Annotated in this window: 13 protein-coding genes; 5 read left to right on the forward strand and 8 right to left on the reverse strand. The window is 40.1% G+C overall.

The features are described from left to right. Positions 1-199 precede the first annotated feature (199 nt). The 5 genes from ACEXOE_RS15640 (at position 200) to ACEXOE_RS15660 (ending at position 4,119) form a co-directional block, all read left to right on the forward strand. Positions 200-1,165, forward strand: a complete 966-nt coding sequence (locus ACEXOE_RS15640; RefSeq protein ID WP_394749775.1) for a KpsF/GutQ family sugar-phosphate isomerase — start codon at positions 200-202, stop codon at positions 1,163-1,165. Continuing rightward, positions 1,165-2,007 carry a twin-arginine translocase subunit TatC gene (tatC, locus tag ACEXOE_RS15645; protein WP_394749776.1) on the forward strand — a complete coding sequence of 281 codons (843 nt, stop codon included), beginning with the start codon at positions 1,165-1,167 and terminating at the stop codon, positions 2,005-2,007. The genes ACEXOE_RS15640 and tatC overlap by 1 nt, the downstream gene beginning before the upstream one ends. Next, complete coding sequence (locus ACEXOE_RS15650) at positions 2,000-2,350, forward strand: carboxymuconolactone decarboxylase family protein (RefSeq protein WP_394749777.1); 351 nt, start codon at positions 2,000-2,002, stop codon at positions 2,348-2,350. The genes tatC and ACEXOE_RS15650 overlap by 8 nt, the downstream gene beginning before the upstream one ends. 77 nt (positions 2,351-2,427) lie before the next feature. Continuing rightward, the gene (gene lptB, locus ACEXOE_RS15655) at positions 2,428-3,168 is read left to right on the forward strand and encodes an LPS export ABC transporter ATP-binding protein (RefSeq protein ID WP_394749778.1); all 741 of its coding nucleotides are present in this window, start codon (positions 2,428-2,430) and stop codon (positions 3,166-3,168) included. A gap of 120 nt (positions 3,169-3,288) precedes the next feature. Further along, positions 3,289-4,119 (forward strand): hypothetical protein, encoded by an 831-nt coding sequence (locus tag ACEXOE_RS15660; protein WP_394749779.1) that lies wholly within the window; start codon positions 3,289-3,291, stop codon positions 4,117-4,119. 70 nt (positions 4,120-4,189) lie between these two features. Here the strand turns inward: ACEXOE_RS15660 and ACEXOE_RS15665 are convergent, their stop codons facing one another. The 8 genes from ACEXOE_RS15665 to ACEXOE_RS15700 form a co-directional block, all read right to left on the reverse strand. Then, positions 4,190-6,574 carry a hypothetical protein gene (locus ACEXOE_RS15665; RefSeq protein ID WP_394749780.1) on the reverse strand — a complete coding sequence of 795 codons (2,385 nt, stop codon included), beginning with the start codon at positions 6,572-6,574 and terminating at the stop codon, positions 4,190-4,192. 192 nt (positions 6,575-6,766) lie between these two features. Further along, complete coding sequence (locus ACEXOE_RS15670) at positions 6,767-9,151, reverse strand: hypothetical protein (RefSeq protein ID WP_394749781.1); 2,385 nt, start codon at positions 9,149-9,151, stop codon at positions 6,767-6,769. 111 nt (positions 9,152-9,262) lie between these two features. Beyond that, positions 9,263-11,662, reverse strand: a complete 2,400-nt coding sequence (locus ACEXOE_RS15675) for a hypothetical protein (RefSeq protein WP_394749782.1) — start codon at positions 11,660-11,662, stop codon at positions 9,263-9,265. A 123-nt stretch (positions 11,663-11,785) separates the two neighbouring features. After that, the gene (locus tag ACEXOE_RS15680; RefSeq protein WP_394749783.1) at positions 11,786-14,242 is read right to left on the reverse strand and encodes a hypothetical protein; all 2,457 of its coding nucleotides are present in this window, start codon (positions 14,240-14,242) and stop codon (positions 11,786-11,788) included. An 84-nt stretch (positions 14,243-14,326) separates the two neighbouring features. Further along, positions 14,327-16,771, reverse strand: coding sequence for a hypothetical protein (locus ACEXOE_RS15685; protein ID WP_394749784.1), 2,445 nt, complete (start codon positions 16,769-16,771; stop codon positions 14,327-14,329). 87 nt (positions 16,772-16,858) lie between these two features. Then, the gene (locus ACEXOE_RS15690) at positions 16,859-19,333 is read right to left on the reverse strand and encodes a hypothetical protein (protein ID WP_394749785.1); all 2,475 of its coding nucleotides are present in this window, start codon (positions 19,331-19,333) and stop codon (positions 16,859-16,861) included. A gap of 98 nt (positions 19,334-19,431) precedes the next feature. Continuing rightward, entirely contained in the window at positions 19,432-20,829 is a 1,398-nt protein-coding gene (locus tag ACEXOE_RS15695) for a short-chain fatty acid transporter (protein ID WP_394749786.1), read from the reverse strand. Beyond that, positions 20,826-21,563 carry a CDP-alcohol phosphatidyltransferase family protein gene (locus tag ACEXOE_RS15700; protein ID WP_394749787.1) on the reverse strand — a complete coding sequence of 246 codons (738 nt, stop codon included), beginning with the start codon at positions 21,561-21,563 and terminating at the stop codon, positions 20,826-20,828. Before ACEXOE_RS15700 ends, ACEXOE_RS15695 begins: the two co-directional genes overlap by 4 nt. Positions 21,564-21,673: the final 110 nt, after the last annotated feature.

Below are 21,673 nucleotides of genomic sequence, written 5' to 3' on the forward strand. Positions count from 1 at the left end.
ATGCTCTTTTATTGTTTTTATTTTTCACTTCTCCATCTTAATCAAAAACTAAAAACGGCACGCTGTGTATTATAGTGTTTCAATCTAAAAATATTTTATTCGGTTTAAAATACGCTATAAAATAAGTTTACGTAATTTTGTAGTATTAAATATAATACATTCTTTTAGGAAAACAATCAGATAATTTTTTAATATTACCTTGAGCGATACGAAAGCTATTCTGGATATAGCAAAAAAAACCATTGAAATACAGAGTGATGCCATTCAGCAGCTCTCTTCTTTTTTGACACCTGCATTCGCCAATGCTGTAGATCACATCCTAAATTCCAAAGGTCGTGTTGTTATTTCAGGGATTGGGAAAAGTGCCATTATTGCATCAAAAATAGTGGCCACACTGAACTCAACCGGAACACCAGCCATTTTTATGCATGCCGCGGATGCCATTCATGGTGATCTGGGAACCATCCAGGATGACGATGTGGTGATCTGTATCTCGAAAAGCGGAAATACCCCTGAAATAAAAATGTTGGTCCCTTTAATTCAACGAGGTTCCAATAAATTGATAGGCATGACCGCAAATATGGATTCCTTCTTGGCGAAACAAGCAGATTTTGTATTGAATACCTATGTAGACAAGGAAGCCTGCCCCAATAACTTGGCTCCTACTACTAGTACTACTGCCCAATTGGTCATGGGAGATGCGCTGGCCATCTGCCTCTTAAAACTCAAAGGATTCAGCAGTAGTGATTTTGCAAAATACCATCCCGGGGGGGCATTGGGTAAAAAGTTGTATTTACGCGTTGCTGACATTGCCCAGAACAATGCCAAACCCCAGGTAAGCGTTGATACCAGGGTTAAGGATGTCATTGTAGAGATTTCGGAAAAAATGCTGGGTGCTACGGCTGTAATGGAAGATGATAGCATTGTAGGCATCATTACTGATGGCGATATTAGAAGAATGCTCAACACCCATGAAAATATCGGTAAATTGACAGCAAAAGATATCATGACTGCCAATCCCAAAACCATTGCTACAGAGGTACTTGCCGTAAAAGCTTTGGATGTCATGCAAGAAAAGGGTATTTCGCAACTATTGGCCGTTGAAGGGAAACAATACAAGGGCGTGGTACATTTACATAATTTAATCAATGAAGGCATATTGTAATGGCAAGAACAGCAAAATCTCCCAATGAAATGTCCTTTTTGGACCACCTCGAAGAATTGCGTTGGCATTTAATCCGTTCCACAGTAGCTATTCTTATTATTGCCTGTGCAGCTTTTTTAATGAAAGAATTTGTTTTTGACACCATTTTGTTTGGTCCTAAAAAGCTGAGTTTCCCTACCTATCGTCTTTTTTGTGATATCGCTACTTTTTTTGGTTTTGAGTCCAAGTTTTGTGGGGATGTATTGCCTTTTACCATTCAAAGCAGGCAAATGTCAGGCCAGTTTTCTGCACATATCTGGACTTCTATTTGGGCCGGATTCATAGTAGGCTTCCCCTATGTGCTTTATGAATTATGGAAATTTATCAGTCCCGGGCTTTATGAAAAGGAGCGCAAAAATTCAAGAGGTTTTATCCTCATCGCATCATTTTTGTTTTTCTTGGGCGTATTGTTCGGATATTATGTGGTGGCGCCATTATCCATTACATTTCTAGGAACGTATCAGGTCAGTGAAGAAGTATTGAATGAATTTGATATCAGTTCCTTTATCGCAACGGTACGTTCTTCTGTAATTGCCTGTGGTATTTTGTTTGAACTGCCCATTATTATTTTCTTTTTAACAAAAATTGGATTAGTTACTCCACAGATTCTAAAAAAATACCGAAAAATAGCTCTTGTGGTCGTGCTCATTCTATCTGCTGTAATCACACCTCCAGATGTGGCGAGTCAAGTAATCGTGGCAGTGCCGGTATTGGTGCTCTATCAAGTCAGTATTTACATTTCTGCGTTTGTATTGCGGAAAGAAGCGCGTAAACAAGCTAAAAAATTAAAGAAAAATGCATAATCAAGTCGAAGAATTTAATGCGTATCGTTCTAAAATGAACGAGAAGATTTTAGGGGACAATAATAAAATCATCAAAAGAATTTTCAATTTAGATACCAATGCCTATACTGCCGGTGCTCTAGATGTAAAGACCAAAGAACTTTTAGGTCTGGTAGCTTCTGCAGTGCTGCGCTGTGATGATTGCATTAAATATCATTTGGAAAATTCCTATAAGGAAGGGGTGACCAAAGAAGAAACTATGGAAGCCTTGGGTATTGCTACGCTTGTAGGCGGCACCATTGTGGTCCCCCATTTGAGACGAGCTTATGAGTATTGGGAGGCCTTGGAAGAACAGGAAGGTTAAATATTCCATAATTCTTTCTAACTTCCCCCCAATAAAGTTTAGATTTGAACGCATAGCGTATTACAATTTCGGATAGTATGAAGCTTAGAGCAGAAAATATAATGAAGTCGTATAGAGGGCGACAAGTGGTCAAAGGAATTTCCCTTGAAGTAAATCAAGGAGAAATTGTTGGCCTTTTAGGGCCTAATGGTGCCGGAAAGACCACTTCTTTTTATATGATTGTAGGGCTGATTAAACCCAACGGAGGACGCATTCATTTGGACGATATGGAAATCACCCATTTTCCAATGTACAAAAGGGCCCAAAATGGCATTGGTTATCTAGCCCAAGAGGCTTCCGTATTCCGCAAATTAAGCATTGAGAAGAATATTTTAAGTGTCTTGCAATTGACAAAACTCAGCAAGAAGGAGCAGGAAATGAAAATGGAATCTCTTATTGAAGAGTTCAGTCTAGGGCATATTCGGAAAAACCGCGGAGATCTACTCTCCGGTGGAGAACGCAGACGTACCGAAATTGCACGTGCCTTGGCCACAGATCCCAAATTTATTTTGTTGGATGAGCCTTTTGCGGGGGTAGATCCTGTTGCCGTGGAGGATATTCAACGTATTGTGGCCCAATTGAAAGAAAAAAATATAGGCATCTTAATTACGGATCACAATGTACAAGAAACACTGGCCATTACGGAAAGATCCTATTTAATGTTTGAAGGAGGTATTTTAAAATCGGGCATTCCGGAGGATTTGGCAGCAGATGAAATGGTGCGAAAAGTATATCTCGGCCAGAATTTTGAATTGCGCAAAAAGAAACTGGATTTTTAACGGCCCATAGGGTTGAGCACCCTTAAGCCTGCCCCTTCTTTTCCCATAAAATAAAAGCAGCGTATTTCCGTTCTCTTTGGAGGTTTTTACAAATAAAACTGTTAACCAAACCTTACTAAAATGAACTGGAAAAAGACCTACGCGCTCATACTCTCTTTTCTAATCTTAGATCTTATCATAGGATTTACCATGTATTCTTCTGAGGGTTTCACTCTTACTTTTAGAAGTTTTCAAATACTTCCCACCCTATTGATAGGGTTGCATATTTTTTTCATCGTGGTATTAAATAAGGCCATTACGGTAGAAAAAAGAGCACATCAACGTCTTAAAGTATTGGAATATATCAATTATGTGGTCGTGGGTTTCTACATTTTTTGGTTCTTGTCCAAAACCTATCATTTTATTTCTTGGGGGTATCGCACCTATGGAACCGATACACCGCTGCTCATTTATGTCATTGTGACTTGGATCATCAACGGAATCATTATCTTCTTAACTTTCAAAACCTATCAATTAAGGAAACAATCTTTAGGAAAATATAGCGAAATGGGCGCATTGTCCGAAATACAGAGCAACCCACAGGAAGCGCTTATAAATCATAGTTTTACGACCAACGAAGAGCGTTTGGCATTGTGCAAAGTATGTACAAATCGGCAATTCAATATGGAGAAAGGATTACTTTGCAGCTTAAACCAGGAAAAACCCAGTTTTTCTTCTTTCTGCATTGACTACTATGTAGACGAAAAAGAACAGCAAAGGCAGATAGCGTTAAACCCTCCTAAATCCAAGAAAGGATTCTTTGGGAGTTGGAAGGCTGCATTACTCATGTCGATCTTAGGTTTTGCTAGAGCTGCAATGCGAGGTTTTACAGAACCCATGGGTCTTATCTTTTTAGCCTTAGGTATTGGATGGCTTCTCTTGGCCGCCTTTGGCAGCAACAAACAAGAATAACATAGCGAAAAATAAAAAGGGAGCAATCAATGGTCGCTCCCTTTTTACGGCTACGGCCTCTATATCAGGCTTAGTTATTGGATTCTAACTGTATGGTTTTAATCGTAGAGAACAGACTCCCATCTTCTGCCATACCTTCTATAAAGAAGGTCATTTCCTTTAAGCCGGTATTATATATATTGAAGGTAGCTCTTCCACTGTTATTTGTAAGCACTTCCGGTTCCCAATGAATGACCCCGTATTTTTTAAACGTATTATCAAAGAAAGTAGGGTATTTGGGGGTATAAAATTGTTTTTGGGACTCAAAACCTTTTTCAATTAAAAAAGTATATGAATTGCCTATCTTCTCTTCACCCAAGTCCAATTCTCTTCCTCCACGACGTGAATACAGATAGATAACTTCACCTAAACCTGTTCTAACCCCTTCACGAGATCCTATTTTATCAAAAAAGAAACTTTCTAATTCCGTTATCGGTGAATTCAATATAAATCGTAAATCGGGCAAACGATTGCCATCGAGTAGAACCAATGGAGACCTACCATCTCTTCTAGAACGAATTGAAATACCTCCAAATACGCGTATTACGTCATAGCCCCTTCCACGAATGAGATCTTCTACATTAGGAAAACTACGTGCAATGTCCTTATCTACTTCTGTTACCCATTTTTTGAGATAGTCCCGAATGTTTCCATTATCGTCCGCCAGAGGCTTCTTCTTTTTCTCGGTCACTACAACTTCATTTAAGCGTATCGTTTCTTTTTTCAATACGAACTGCGGAACGTCATTATTTTCAGCACTCCAGGCGTTTTCCTCAAATAGCTTATCCTTCCAAACATTCTCTACAGTATCCGCTGTATTGCTGTTCACAGCGTTTACATATATTTTGGGTTTCACTAAGCGCTTATTATTGGTCAACAATGAAATATTTAACTCCTCTCCTTGCTCCAAAAAGTAGTTTACAATCTTAAACTTGGTTTTATCCGGAGATACTTCGATGATTTCAGAATCATTGTTTTTTGACGGGTAGACAAAGATTTTATCAGAGGCTCCCAAATTGGTTTCATTGAGTGTTCCGTTCAGAGTAATACCGCGTTCAAATACATGTAGAGGTTTAGGAGCTTTATTCAATACCGTATTCCAATTGTACTTACTCCATCCTTGGGTAAGTAAAAGTACATCGAGTTCTGCTCTTTTTTTGGCATTTACATTTCTAAAGTAGTAGGACGGGTTTTCAACAAAACCTTTAATATAAGGTTTCAAGTAAAAAGTACTCAAAATATTATCCTTATGCGCATAAGAAACTGTTCCTTGGGGCAATACAGAAATACTTAAATTGCTTTTGATTTTGTCTTTTACCAAGACCGAAATTTGTAGAGAATCCTTTTCGCGTCCAGCATAGGCCACATCTACTGCCTCCGAAGACATTCTCTCTGCATTAAAAAGTAAACGCTCCAATACGGGTTTTGCATTTTCATCGAACAAGGTCACAATATTGATTCCCTTATTCAGGAGGTCTCGTTCTATTGAAAAAGAAGTTGTCTTCTTAGCACCATCAAATTCCAAATCAATTTTTTGTGCAATACCATCCCTATGTATTAAAAGATAGAAACGCTTGCCTTTGATTCTTTTTTGCGTCCTCTTATTAGCGCCTAATGTAATAATGACCTTATCGGCCAAATCATTGTTCAAGCTAATATTGATTCCTTGACCCAATACTAGAGGTAATGCCGTGGTTATTTTCTTTCCATTGGTAAAGGTTACCTCGGCTGTATACTTCTCATTTGCCTTTGGTTGCATACTGAATTTATCCAATCCAAATGCGGCATCTCCAAATTGCGTCACTTCCTTTCCCTGTTCATCCTTGATTACGCCTTTTTTTATAGCCACTCCATATCCCTGCTCATCAATAGCCTTTACACCAATAGTATTGGGAATATCTGCAATTAAATTTCCTCCCTCTGGTAGGAATTGCACGTCGTACTGTTGTTCTTTCAACAGTGCCAACTTCAATGGCTTTTTGTATAAAATTTTTATTTTCTGGGCATAGGCATCTTTTTCCTTAAAATTCTTCATCCAATTCGTGGAGGCCTTGATATAATACGAACCACTTACAAATGTGGAATCCACAGGAATATTTCCTTGCAAATAACCATCTTTGGCCAGATATAATTTTTTATCGATTTGCTTTCCTATACTATCATAGATGCCTACATAGACATTGGAAGTCTCCTTGAAAGGCAAGTCCTCTTCCTTATCATAGATATAACCTTTAAACCAAATTTCTTCTCCAGCGATATAGGTATCTTTATTAAGATGTAAAAAAATGGCCTCTCTAGGCAATTCAAAATACGCATCAAAAGCTTCTTCTGCTTTTTGTTCTTTGTAATTTTCTTGTGCGATCAGACTGTGGTAAGAAAGCATCAAAAGTGTAATAGCAAGTAATGGTTTGTTCATTTTTCAAGTGTTTAAGAAGTTATACTACGGTTTAAAGATATCTTTCTATGCATCAACAAGAATCATGCCGATTATCTTAAAATTATAGTAAAACTACCCTTACACCAGAAGCGTTCCAAGAAATATACCGACCATCTTGTATTCTTGTATACAAATGTACGTTTAGATACGTGGGCTCCTGGTCGGCGGTTATTAATTATCTGGATTTAAATGTATGGTTTCTACCGTGGAGAACAAGCTTCCGTCTTCTCCCATTCCTTCAATAAATAAGGTTATTTTCTCCAAACCTGTATCCACGATATTGAAAAACGCTCTACCTCTTTTATCGGTAATCACTTCAGGAGCCCAATGGATAACTCCATATTTTTGAAAGGTACTATCAAAATAAGAAGGATATTTGGGCGTATAAAACTGTTTCTTGGGTTCAAAACCATTGTCCACTACTAGAGAAAAGGAATTGGGCACCTTACCATTGTCATAATCCAATTCTTTGCCTCCACGACGCGAATACAGGTAAATAACCTCACTCAAGCCGGATCTTACGCCTTCCCGTGATCCTATTTTATCAAAGAGGAAGCTTTCTATTCGTGAAATCGGTAAATTCAATATAAATCGCAAATCCGGTAAACGTCTTCCATCAAGAATAACCACGGGAGATCTCCCATCCCTTCTGGAGGATATGATAAGGTCTCCAAATATTCTCATCACATCATAGCCCCTAGAACGTATAAGATCTTCAATATTGGGAAAATTACGCGCCAATTGCTCATCCACCTCGGTAACCTTATTTTTGAGATAATCAGGAATAAAACCATTGTCCTCTGCCAAGGGTCTTTTAACTTCTTCTGTAACCACTACTTCATTTAAACGGATGGTCTCCTTGGTCAAAGTATATTCAGGAGTTGCATTGTTTTCTATATTCCACAATTGTTTTTCGGAAAAATTATCCTCCCAGATACGGGAAATATTATCATTGGTATTTCTATTGATCGAATTCATATACATTTTAGGTCGCACCAATTTCTTATTATTCGTTAGTAAAGAAACTTTTAATTCCTCCCCTTGTTCCAAAAAGTAATTCACGATACTGAATTTCTTTTTGTCCGGACCTACCTTAATCACCTCAGAATCATGGTTTTTTGTGGGATAGACAAAAATTTTGTCCCTAGCACCCAAATCAGGCTCGTTCAGCGTTCCATTTAGGCTAATTCCACGTTCAAACACATATAGTTGTTCTGGAGCTCTATTCAAAATAGCATTCCAATTGTATTTACTCCAACCCTGGGTAAGCAAAAGCACATCCAATTGCCCTCTTTTTTTGGCGTTCATATCCTTAAAATAATAGGCTGGGTTTTCTACAAAACCATGAAGGTATGGTTTCAGGTAAAAAGTACTCAAAATATTATCTTTATGCATATAAGAAATCGTTTCCTCGGGCAATACAGAAATACTTAAATTATGTTTTCCCTTAGCCTGTAGTTGCACTGATAGTCGTAGCGAATCATGCACTTGGGCAGTATGGGCAACATCTACATTTTGGGGTACAATCCCTCTTGCATTGAACAAGAGTCGTTCTAGGATAGGTTTTGCATTTTCGTCGAATAAGGTGACAATATTAATGCCTGTATTCAGCAATTTGCGTTCTATGGTAAAAGAGTTCGTCAACTTAGAATCATCGAAAGTCAAGTCAATTTTTCGTGCAATACCATCGCGATGCACCAAAAGGTAAAATCGTTTGCCCTTAATGGCTCTTCTTGTGGCCTTATTGGCCCCCAAGGTAATGATCACCTTATCCCTTAAATCATTGTTCAACCGTATGTTGATTCCTCTTGCCAGGGCTGCGGGCAACGGAACAGTCAACTCTTTTTTATTCGCAAAAGTTACCGTCGCCTTATAGCGTTTCCCGAAGCCGGGTATCATGGTAAATTTGTCCAATCCCAATATGGAATTGTCAAATCGGGCCACCTCATTTCCACTTTCATCCCGGACCACTCCACTTTCTATAGCCACTCCATATCCTTGTTCGTCAATAGCTTTGACTCCAATGCTATTGGGGACATCTGCAATAAGATTTCCTCCTTCGGGGAGAAATTGCAAATCATATTGCGGCGCTTCCGGAGCAATCATTGCCAATGGTTGCTTGTACAAAATCTTTATTTTCTGTACATAGGCATCATCTTCTTTAAAGTTTTTCATCCAATTGGTCGCCGCCTTGATATAATACGACCCACTAACAAAGCTAGAATCTACGGGAATATTGCCTTGTAAATACCCTCCTTTGGCCAGATATAACTTTTTATTGATCTGTTTGCCGATACTATCATAGATTCCCACATAAACATTGGAAGTCTCCTTAAAGGGGGTATTTTTCTGCCTGTCGTAGACATAGCCTTTGAACCAGATTTCCTCACCGGCCACATAAGTGTCTTTATTGAGATGCAAAAAAATAGCCTCCCTAGGCAATTCAAAATAAGCGTCAAAAGCTTTTTCTGCTTTTCTTTCTTTACGGCTTTCCTGTGCGGTTAGCTTACCATAAGATATGGAAAGCACGATGATTGTAAGTAGTACTTTTTTCATTTTCAAGCATTTGATATATTTCTGTCCAAGTGTAAAGATACATTTCCGTAAATTGAATAAAATTAGAGATCTCAATTCTTTTTTCTCAACACTTCCTTTGGGTTTATTTTACTAATTGTTGGGGTTTACCTGTATTGTTTTTACCATAGAGAATACACTTCCATCTTCCCCCATTCCCTCAATAAATAGGGTCATTTTCTCCAAGCCTGTATTTACGATATTGAAAAAGGCCTTGCCTTCATTATTCGTAATCACCTCCGGTGCCCAATGGATAACTCCGTATTTTTGGAAACTACTATCAAAATAGGAAGGGTATTTGGGCGTATAAAACTGTTTCTTGGGTTCAAAACCATTGTCCACTACTAAAGAAAAGGAATTTGGCACGCTACCGTTGTCATAATCCAATTCTTTGCCTCCACGACGGGAATACAGATAAATGACCTCACTTCGCCCATTTTGAACCCCTTCTCTTGATCCAATTTTATCAAATAAAAAACTCTCTATTTTATCGGTTCTTAGGTTTACCAAAATATTTAACTCCGGAAGGGGAACACCATCTAAAATTATTCGCGCTGGTCTTCCATCTCTCCTAGAAGCAATTCTTAACCTGTCTGTTGACCCAAAACTCAAGCTTTCCTGTACATCGTAACCTCTTGCTCTTATGATATCCAAAACCAAGGGAAACGTGCGTAACATACTTTCGTCTACCTCAGTCACCTTATTTTTTAGATAGTTGGGTATTAAGCTATTGTCATCTGCAAGGGATCTCTTCTTTTTTTCAGTGACCACCACTTCATTTAAACGAATGGTCTCCTTGGTCAAGTTAAATTTTGGAGCTGTATTATTTTCTTCATTCCATAACTGCTTTTCAGAAAATTTATCCTCCCAGATACGGACAATATTATCTTTGCTATTCCTGTTGACCGCATTCATAAACATTTTAGGTCGTACCAATTTCTTGTTATTCGTTAACAAAGAGACTTTTAATTCTTCGCCTTGTTCCAAAAAGTAATTCACGATACTGAATTTCTTTTTGTCCGGAGCAACTTCAAGAACCTGGGAATCATGATTTTTTGTAGGATATACAAAGACCTTGTCCGTAGTACTCAAATTAGGTTCATTCAGCGTTCCATTTAGCGTAATGCCGCGTTCAAACTCATACAATGCTTCCGGAGTGTTATTCAAAATAGTATTCCAATGGTATTTGCTCCAGCCTTGGGTAAGCAATAGCACATCTAATTGTGCCTTTTTTTTGGCATTCATCTCCTGAAAATAATAAGCCGGGTTTTCAACAAAACCTTTGAGGTAAGGTTTCAAGTAAAACGTACTCAAAATCGTTTGTTTGCTGCCATAGGAAACCGTTTCCTCTGGCAATACCGAAATACTCAGGTTGTGTTTCCCCTTGGCTTTCATGTTCACTGATAATCTTAGCGAGTCGAACACTTGGGCGGCATAAACCACCTCTATTTCCTGATTTGCAATTCCTTGAGCATTGAACAAAATTCGTTCTAGGACAGGCTTTGCATTTTCGTCAAAAAGCGTTATTATATTAATGCCTTTGTGCAATACTTCACGCTTTAAAGTAAAGGAGTTTGTCAACTTTGCCTCATCAAAAGTCAGTTCAATTTTCCGGGCAATCCCATCGCGATGTACCAAAAGATAAAAACGTTTGCCTTTGATTCTTTTTCTAGTAGCATTATTAGCTCCCAAAGTAATAATAACTTTATCTTCAAAATCATTGTTCACGGTGACATTGATGCCCTGTGTCAAGGCTAAAGGAAGAGAAAGTTTAAGTTCTTTTTGATTGCTGAGTTTTACGGTCGCACTGTAACGTTGCCCCAAAGCGGGTTGCATGGTAAATTTATTCAACCCCAGTACAGAATTCCCAAACCGAGCCACTTCTTTTCCATTTTCATCTGTGATTACTCCACTTGCTATGGCCACTCCATATCCCTGCTCATCAATAGCCTTTACACCAATCGTATTAGGGATTTCTGCAATAAGATTTCCTCCTTCCGGTAAAAACTGCACATCGTATTGCTGTTCATCCTGGGCACTCATCGCCAAAGGTTTTTTGTTCAGGATTTTTACTTTTTGTACATAGGTATCATCCTCTTTGAAATTTTTCATCCAATTGGTAGCCGCCTTGATATAATAGGATCCAGTAACAAAAGTGGAATCCACAGGGATATTGCCTTGAAGATAACCTTCTTTGGCCAGATAGAGTTTTTTGCTGATTTGTCGGCCAATACTATCATAGATGCCTACGTAGACATTGGAAGTTTCCTTAAAGGGAATACTTTCTTGTCGGTCGTAGACATATCCTTTGAACCAGATTTCTTCTCCAGCGATATAGGTATCCTTATTGAGATGTAAAAAAATTGCCTCCCGAGGCAACTCAAAATAGGCATCAAAAGCCTCTTCGGCTTGCTGTTCATTCTGATTTCCTTGCGCATATAAAGCTCCAAAAGAAATGAAGAGAAGCGTAATTGCGAGCCATTGTTTTTTCATGTTTACAATACTTATATCAATTATATACCTTTAAAATACATCAACTTTTTGTAACATTTGTTATTTAGTCTCCATTTATTTCAATCATTTCATTTCTATTCAAAAAGAAATTACCCTTTTTGTTTATCTGATTATACTTAGGTTTTTCGTCTTGGATATCAAGCTTCCCTTTTGCCCCATTCCTTCTATAAAAAGGGAGAGTTCACGGAGATCCGTATCCAAGATCTTAAAGCTGGCCTCACCCTTTGTGTTGGTCACCACCTTGGGCGCCCAGTGCACCACCCCAAAATTCTCGAAGGCCTTGTCCTGGTACGTTTTATATTTGGGCGTGTAGAACTCCTTTGTTTTTTCAAATCCATGTTTCGCCCTATATTCATAATATTTCCCTGACGGTGCTCCTTGCAATGAACCCCATTTCTTGGCAATGTCATCCTGGGCAAAAACAGAGGTCACTTCACTATCCCTTCTGGTATAAATCCGGATAACGCCACCGGCACCACGAGATCCTTCAGAAGCTCCCGAACGTTCAAAATAATAGCTTTCGATCTGGGAGGTGGGAAAACGGTACAATACATCAAAAAAGGTCAAACGTACATCGTTCAAATAAATAATGGGTTCCAGAAATTTAGGCGCAGGAAAAAGAGTTAATGGAATTCTAGTAAAAATCTGTACCCGACTATTCCCTCGAGCATCTCCAGTACCTGAACTCAATTCTTCCCGAACCGTATAGCCTCTGGTCCGGATAATATCACTAAACAAAGGATAGTTCCAGGCAATCTCCGGGGTGACCTCCGTGACTTTATCTTTTAGGAATTTGGGCACGAATACATTGGTCTGTGAGAGCTCGTTCTTCTTTTTCTTCTCCACCAGGGTCACCTCATCCAAGGAAATCGTATTGTCCTCGATCACAAGTCCATTCGTATTCGACAAAAATTCCATCGCATCCAACTGAAAGGCCACATTGTCTGCCCAAAGCGTCTTCAGGGTATCGATCTGTGTATTCACCCGGAGGTCCAGATCCAAATCAGGTTTGCGGTATCCCCCATATTTTCGTACCAAGGCCACCTTGATCTGCTCCTCCCGCTCCGGGAAGTAGTTCACCACCGTGAACTTGTTCTCAAAAATATTCACGAATTGGGGGCTGTGGTGCTTTGACTCCTCCAATCGGATCTTCTCCCCGTTCCGTATTTTCGACTTCACCACCGCATCGAAACGCAGGCCTTGTTCAAATTCAAATTCGTCCTCTGGAGGTCTATTTAAGATGTTCGTCCATTGGTATCTGCTCCACCCTTGGGTCAAGAGCAACAGGTCCAGTTCCGATTCCTTCTTCGCATTGAGGTCGTTAAAATAATACCCCGGGTTCTCCACAAAGCCGCGGATATAAGGCTTTAGGTGAAAGGTGCTCAAAATATTGTCCCGATGAGCATAGGACAAGGTATTTTTGGGTAGTACCGAGATGCTCAGGTTCTTTAGGTCGCCCAACTCGTCCTTCACCTTTAGTTGGATCCGTAGGGAGTCGTTCTTCAATTTCTGATAGGATAAGGATACTTCCGGACTATCCATCCCGTAGGTATTGAAGAACAGGCGTTCGAGTACGGGCTGGCCCATATCGTCCAAAAGTGTCAGGATGTTCATCCCTTTTTGCAGCAGCTCTTTTTTCAACAAGAGCGATACATTGGTCCGATCCTTGGCAAAGGCTATCGGCAGTTTCTTTACGGCTCCGTCCCGGTGGATCAACAGATCGAACCCCCGCTCCCCGATCTTCTCCCTGGTTTTCGTATTGGTGTTCAAGATCAAGGTCAACCTGTCCTTGCTGGTATTCTGCACATGGATATTGATTCCCTCGGGATAGATCTTGGGAAGTGCATAGGTCTCCCGTTTCCCGTTTGCAAAAGTGACCTGTACCCTATAGTCTTGGTCATGGTAGGGCACCATCTCAAATTTGCCCAGGCCAAGGACCGAGTTTTTAAAACGCTTTACCACTATTTCTTTCTCGTCCAGGACAACGCCCTCTACGATCTTCTTGCCGTAACCATGCTGATCGGTCACCTTTACCCCTATGGTGTTCGGTATACCAGAGATCAGGTTCCCGCCCTCAGGAAGGAACTGTACATCATAACTTATCTTTTCCGTCGTGGGAACAATATCCTGGGAAGTGATGTACACATGCACTTTCTGTACATAGGAATCGTCCTCGTTGAAGTTCTTCATCCAGTTCGTGGAGGCCCTGATGTAGTAGGCGCCATTGGAAAAGGTGGAGTCCACCGCAATATTTCCTTGTACAAAGCCTTCGCGGGCACGGAACAGTTTCTTCTGCAAGGGTCTCCCCAAGCTATCGTAGATCCCGATATAGACATTGGAGGTTTGCTTAAAAGGCTGCTCTTTTTGCCTGTTGTACACATAGCCCTTGAACCACATATCCTCGCCCAGTACATAAGTGCTCTTGTTCAAATGCAGGTAGACCGATTCCCGGGGAAGCTCAAAATAGGTCTTGAAATCTTCGAAATAATCACTTTCCTGCGCTTCCATGGTCCAGGGAAAGGAATACAAAAGGGAAATTAGAATATATATTTTTTTCATGGCATATGCGTGTTCATTTTTACATTGTAAATTTTCAAACTATGTATAGCTTCATCGTTAACCAACAATCCTTGATCCGGTTCATTATGGAATAATCTTTAGATTCTTCGTTGTTGATATCAAGCTCCCTTTTTGTCCCATTCCTTCGATAAAAAAGGAGAGTTCACGGAGGTCCGTATCCAAAATCTTAAAGCTGGCCTCGCCTCTTTCGTTGGTCACCACCTTGGGTGCCCAATGCACTACTCCAAAATTCTCGAAGGCCTTATCCAGATACGTTCTATATTTGGGCGTGTAGAACTCCTTTGTTTTTTCAAATCCATGTTTTGCCCTATATTCATAATATTTCCCGGACGGTGCCCCTTGTAACGAACTCCATTTCTTTGCAATGTCATCTTTGGCAAAAACGGATTGCACTTCACTATCTCTTCTGGTATAGATGCGGATGACCCCTCCTGCGCCACGAGAACCTTCCGAAGCTCCGGACCGCTCAAAATAATAGCTTTCTACTTGGGAAGTAGGAAACTTGTAAAGGACATCAAAAAATCTCAAACGCACATCGTTCAGATACACTATAGGTCTAGGAAATTGACCAAAATTCAAAGGAATTCTAGTCCGAATATCTACAATTTTATCTGCTCTAGGATCTCTAGTGAGGGTTAATTCTTCTCTAACTTGATATCCTTTCGTTCTAATGATATCCGTAAAAAAAGGGTAGTTCCAGGCAATCTCCGGGGTGACCTCCGTGACTTTGTTTTTCAAAAATTTAGGTATGAATACGTTGGTCTGAGAGAGCTCGTTCTTCTTTTTCTTCTCCACTAAGGTCACCTCATCCAAGGAAATCGTATTGTCCTCGATTACAAGGCCATTCGTATTCGACAAAAACTCCATCGCATCCAACTGAAAGGCCACATTGTCTGCCCAAAGCGTCTTCAGAGTATCGATCTGTGCATTCACTCGGAGGTCTACGTCCAGTTCAGGTTTGCGATACCCTCCATATTTTCGTACCAAGGCCACCTTGATCTGCTCCTCCCGTTCCGGGAAGTAGTTCACCACCGTGAACTTGTTCTCAAAAATATTCACGAATTGGGGGGTGTGGTGCTTTGATCCCTCCAATCGGATCTTCTCCCCGTTCCGTATTTTTGACTTCACCACCGCATCGAAACGCAGCCCTTGTTCAAACTCGAACTTGTTCTTCGGTGGCCTATTTAGGATGTCCGTCCATTGGTATCTGCTCCACCCTTGGGTCAAGAGCAACAGGTCCAGTTCCGATTCCTTCTTCGCATTAAAATCATTGAAATAATAGCCCGGGTTCTCCACAAAGCCACGTATATAAGGCTTTAGGTGAAAGGTGCTCAAAATATTGTCCCGATGGGCATAGGACAAGGTATTTTTGGGCAGTACCGAGATGCTCAGGTTCTTTAGGTCACCCAAGCCGTCCTTGACCTTCAGTTGGATCCGCAGGGAGTCGTTCTTTAATTTCTGATAGGACAGGGATACTTCCGGGCTATCCATCCCATAGGTATTGAAGAACAGGCGTTCGAGTACGGGCTGGCCCATATCGTCCAAGAGCGTCAGGATGTTCATCCCTTTTTGCAGCAGTTCTTTTTTGAGCAAGAGTGATACCTTAGTGCTATCCTTGGCAAAAGCTATCGGCAGTTTCTTTACCGCTCCATCACGATGGATCAACAGATCGAATCTCCGCTCCCCGATCTTCTCCCTGGTTTCCGTATTGGTGTTCAAGATCAAGGTCAATCTGTCCTTGCTGGTATTCCGCACATGGATATTGATTCCCTCAGGGTAGATCTTGGGAAGTGCGTAGGTCTCCCGTTTCCCGTTCGCAAAAGTGACCTGTATCCTATACTCTTGACCATGGTAGGGCACCATCTCAAATTTGCCCAGGCCAAGGGCCGAGTTCTGAAAGCGCTTTACCACCACATCATTTTCATCTAAGACGATGCCCTGCACGATCTTCTTGCCATAACCGTGCTGATCGGTCACCTTTACCCCTATGGTGTTCGGTATACCAGAGATCAGGTTCCCGCCCTCAGGAAGGAACTGTACGTCATAAGCTACTTTTTCGCTTCTAGGGGTAAGATCTTGTGAGTTCGTATATACATGGACTTTCTGTACATAGGAATCGTCCTCTTTGAAGTTCTTCATCCAGTTCGTGGAGGCCCTGATGTAGTAGGCACCATTGGAAAAGGTGGAGTCCACCGCAATATTTCCCTGTACAAAGCCTTCGCGGGCACGGAATAATTTCTTCTGCAAGGGTTTCCCCAAGCTATCATAGATACCGATATAGACATTGGAGGTTTGCTTAAAAGGTTGCTCTTTTTGCCTGTTGTACACATAGCCCTTGAACCACATATCCTCGCCCAGTACATAAGTGCTCTTGTTCAAATGCAGGTAGACCGATTCCCGGGGAAGCTCAAAATAAGTCTTGAAATCTTCGAAATAATCACTTCTTTGAGCCTCTAGTGCAGCAGGCTCCAAACACAAAAAGATGACAAGAACATATATTTTTTTCATGGCATGCGGGTATTTTTGTACAACAGTAAAGTTCCAACCTATATTACCTATAGTTAGTTCATTACCGTCACTTGCCCGCACATTTCCTTAAGGAACAACTTTTATGTGCTTCGCCACAGATAACAAACTGCCGTCTTTGCCCATTCCTTCAATAAAAAAGGAGAGCTCTTTTATTCCTGTATTCACTATTTTGAAACTTGCTTCGCCTTTTTCATTGGTCACTAATTTAGGCGTCCAATGTACTACTCCAAAATTTTCAAAAGCGTCGTTCTTGTATGTGCTATATTTAGGAGCATAAAACTCCTTTTCAGTTTCAAATCCTTCTGTAATTTTATATTCAAAATACTTTCCTTCCGCCACATCTCCAAATCTCCTGGCTGCGTCATCTTGAGCAAAAACAGATTCCACCTCACTATCCCGTCTTGTGAAAATCCGTATCACTCCACCGGCACCACGAGATCCTTCAGAGGCTCCAGATTTTTCGATATAATAGCTTTCAATTTTGGAGGTAGGAAAGCGGTAAAGTTCATCAAACAGGGTTAAACGGACCCCATTGATATAAATGATGGGTTGGGGAGATTTGGCGTTTGTAAAAGATTGCTTTGTTCTTAGTCGTATATCAACACGACTGTTTGCCGAACTTCCACTTTGGGGATCCTGGGGGTCAAAAGCGCTAAACTGCAATGATTCCCGCACCTGATACCCATTTGCTCTGAGTATATCACTGAATAGAGGGCGGTTCCAAGCAATCTCAGGCGTAATTTCGGTTACCTTATTTTTTAGAAACTTGGGTACGAAGACATTGGTCTGTGACAGCTCATTCTTCTTTTTCTTTTCAACAACAGTTACTTCATTGAGTTCAATAGTATTGTCCTCTAAAACAAAGCTAAAAGAACTTGGAATATCATATTCTTCCACTTTTAAAGCCTTATCGTCTGCCCAAATATAGGAAAGGGTATCCATCTCCATAGCAATGTTCATAGCCATTTCTATATCAGGTTTTCGATATCCGCCATATTTTTTGTTCAGTGCAATACGAATACTTTCCCCTTTTTCCGGGAAATAGTTGACTACAGCAAACTTGCTGTTTTCAATATTTAAGTGCTGTGAAGTATGATTTCTTGTGCCTTTTAGAAATACTTTCTCCCCTTTGCGCACTTTGGATCGTATGATTCCGTCAAAACGCACGCCCTGTTCAAAGCTATGCGTTTCTTGTACAGGGGTATTAAGAATATCTGTCCATTGATACTTACTCCATCCCTGCGTCAACAGCAAAAGATCTAATTTAAGCTCTTTTTTTGCATTAAAATCCTGAAAATAGTGCATTGGCTTTTCCACAAACCCTCGTAAATACGGTTTCAAGTAAAAGGTGCTTAAAATATTATCTGGATGTCTATAGGATAGCGTGTTCCTTGGAAGTACGGAAACACTCAAATTTTTCAAGTCTTGTGTTTTACCGTTGATTTTTAACTTCAGCTCCAACGAATCACTGTTTACTTCTGTTGCAGCTATGGCAACATCCGGAAAGTCTACTCCGTGGGCGTTGAAAAAAAGGCGTTCCAATACAGGAACTCCCAAATCATCGAATAAGGTAATCACGTTCATTCCCTTATGTAGCAGCTCCTTCTTCAGCAGGAGCGATACGTTGGTCCTGTCTTGGGCAAAGTCTATGGGTATTTTCTTGTATGCACCATCTCTGTGGACAAGCAAGTCAAAGCTTCTATTCCCAATTTTATCCCTGGTCTCAGCATTGGTGTTTATAATCAAGGTGAGCATATCCTTACTCGTATTCTGTAAAGTGATATTAATTCCCTCTTTATAAATTTTAGGGAGAGCATATGTCCCTTCACTTCCATCTAAAAAGGTAATTCTTACTTTGTATTGCTCTCCGGGATATGGAGTTATCTTAAATTTCCCTAGGCCAAGTTCATTGTTTTTAAACTGTTTGACGATAATTTCTTCTTGAGTTAAAATAACTCCTTCTTTGATCTTTTTGCCATACCCATATTGATCAGTAACTTTTACCCCTATGGTATTGGGAATTCCTAGGATGACATTGCCTCCTTCCGGTAAAAATTGTACATCATATACAATATCTTCGGATGCGCTGGTCTGTATCTGGGATTTGTTATAGATCCGTATTTTTTGAACATAGGCATCATCTTCTTTAAAGTTTTTCATCCAATTCGTATATGCCTTCACATAGTATGCGCCATTGACATAGGTAGAATCTATTTTGATATTTCCTTTAAAGAATCCCTCTTTGCTTCGGAATAATTTTTTATGAAGGGGTTGCCCTAAGCTATCGTAGATGCCGATATAGATATTGGAAGTTTCTTTAAAAGGTTTTGCTTTTTGTCTGTTGTATACATAGCCCTTGAACCAGATATCTTCGCCCACTACATATGCGCTTTTATTCGAATGAAGAAAAACGGTTTCCCTAGGGAGCTCAAAGTACGCTTTAAAGGCCTTAGTGTAGCTACCTACATCTCCGTTTTGCCCCTGTATGCTTGAAATACCAATACCTGCAAAAAATAAAAGTGAAAGTATTTTTTTAGCCATATAAGCTAATATATGGATTTATAGAATATTTTAAAACAACATTAACATTATATACAATATACTACATGATCTAAGAAAATATTACAGTCCAACAGGCTCTAAAGGGGTACATAGATCACCATTAAGATCTGGAGGATAAAATACAATAAAAAAGGAATGACCAAATAACCCATTACATCCCTGGCCTGTATCTTGATACCCTTGGCCATTACCGGCATCAGCAACAGTAGGAAAAAAGGTTGAAGCAAATTGGTAAGTCCTTCGCCATAGGCAATGGCCATGGACGCCCGGGAGGTCATGGCCTGCAGGGTTTCAGGCGAAGAACCGGCACCTATATTATTTACGGCCTCTATAACGCTTGGTCCTACAACCGCATACTCCCCTCCTCCAGACGGAATAGCAAAATTCACTATGCCTCCGAGCAGGTAGGCAAAAAACGGATAAGAATCTACGGTTGCCACCGAAGCGATCAATTTTCCCAATTCCGCTCCCAATCCCGTGAATTGCATAATTCCCATAATACCGGCATAAAAAGGAAATTGAAACAGAATGGAAGAAACATTACTGCTGGCCCTTTTCATGGAAATACTATAACGCATTGGGGTCTTGTGTAAAAAAAGACCGAACATTAGGAATACAAAAATCATGATATTCAAATTCAAATCTAACCCCTTGGTCCAAAAATGATGTACTATATAACTACCTCCTAGGAGCGCAATACTATATTGTAAAAGGACACTATTGTTTAAACTATCTGAAATTGCCCTAAAAGGCAGTTTTAATCTTTTTGCTTCTTCTTTTATGGTTACAGCATCCAATTCCTTATCCACTTCCAACATATCGTTCAGCGCATCGCCTTTCTTGGTTTTTGGTGCTAACAGTAGCATTAAGAATGGGCCGATCAACACCAATACAACAATCATTAGAATATTCAGGGTAGAACCTAAGGTCAAGGAAGTGGGAATAACGGTTGGCAACACCCCATTGGTGATCATATAATTTTTTTCGGTATTCAGCAGCAACGGAATTGAACTGGATAAACCCGTGACCCAGCTAATACTGGAAAAGTAGACACAGGCAATAAGATAATTATAATGTACGCCATGCACGCGCAACGCCAACTCCCTTCCCAAAACCGCTGCTATGACCATCCAGCCCCAACTGACCATGGACAACAAAAAACCAAAAAAGACCACAAAATAATACACTTGCTTTGGTGTCTTAATATACTTCGCCAAAACATCTATTCCCTTTTCCACGGGGGTAGAAAGTGCTATGCTATATCCTGTTATAACCAAAAGAACCATTTGCATCCCAAATTCCAAAAGGCTCCAGAATCCATTATACCAGGAGGTAACAATTTCCAAAGGGCTTGATCCCAACCATAAAAATGCGGAAAGGCCTATAATTAAGGTTAATACCAATGCAAAAACAAAAGCATCTGGCATATTTCTTTTGAAAACATCGGTGAATTTTTCACCCAATTTGGCCATCATATGCCGTTCTTTTTTACGGCCATATTGCTGAAAATAGAGCTTATGACATAGAAACCAATGATTGCCGGGATGGCCAAAAACTTCAGGGTTATCAGAAGTACGACACTTACTACTATAAAAACATAACGCAGCGCATTCTCCTTAAAACCCCAGGTTTTAAACTTCAGGGCAAACAAAGGAATTTTTGCATTCAGTAAAAAGGCGCTTACTATGGTAGTGCCGATCAGGAACCAGGAATTGAGAAGAATGTTATTCAAAAATACGTTGTTATGATTCAGAAGAATGAGTGGAAAAGAAATGATCAATAGTGCATTTGCGGGTGTAGGCAATCCTATAAAAGAACTCGTCTGATTTTCATCAATATTAAACTTGGCCAAGCGGTAACCCGAGGCTATGGTAATGATAAAACCGGCGAAGGGAAGCAAAGGGATTTCTGCATATGGCCTGTTAAAAACATCGAGCGATGCTCCCTCGGAAAGCATCAATAATTGAAACATTACAATACCTGGAACCAAACCACTGGTTATCATATCTGCCAAAGAATCCAACTGTACCCCTAAGTCGCTTTGAACACGGAGCAATCGTGCCGCCAGACCATCAAAAAAGTCAAAGAAAATACCCAATCCAACAAATAGTGCTGCAACTTCCAATTGATTCAAAACACCAAATACCACAGCCACACAACCAGAAAAGAGATTCAGCATGGTAATTAAATTTGGAATATGTTTTTTCATGTACCCTATATTTTGGAAAGATATTTACTTGCTTGCTGTAAAAATAAGACAAAAAGAGGAAGCTTCTTCTACTTTTAATTTTCATCAAAACAAAAAAGAAGTCGTATCAA

It is taken from the genome of Spongiimicrobium salis, assembly GCF_043678055.1.
Classification (GTDB): domain Bacteria; phylum Bacteroidota; class Bacteroidia; order Flavobacteriales; family Flavobacteriaceae; genus Spongiimicrobium; species Spongiimicrobium salis.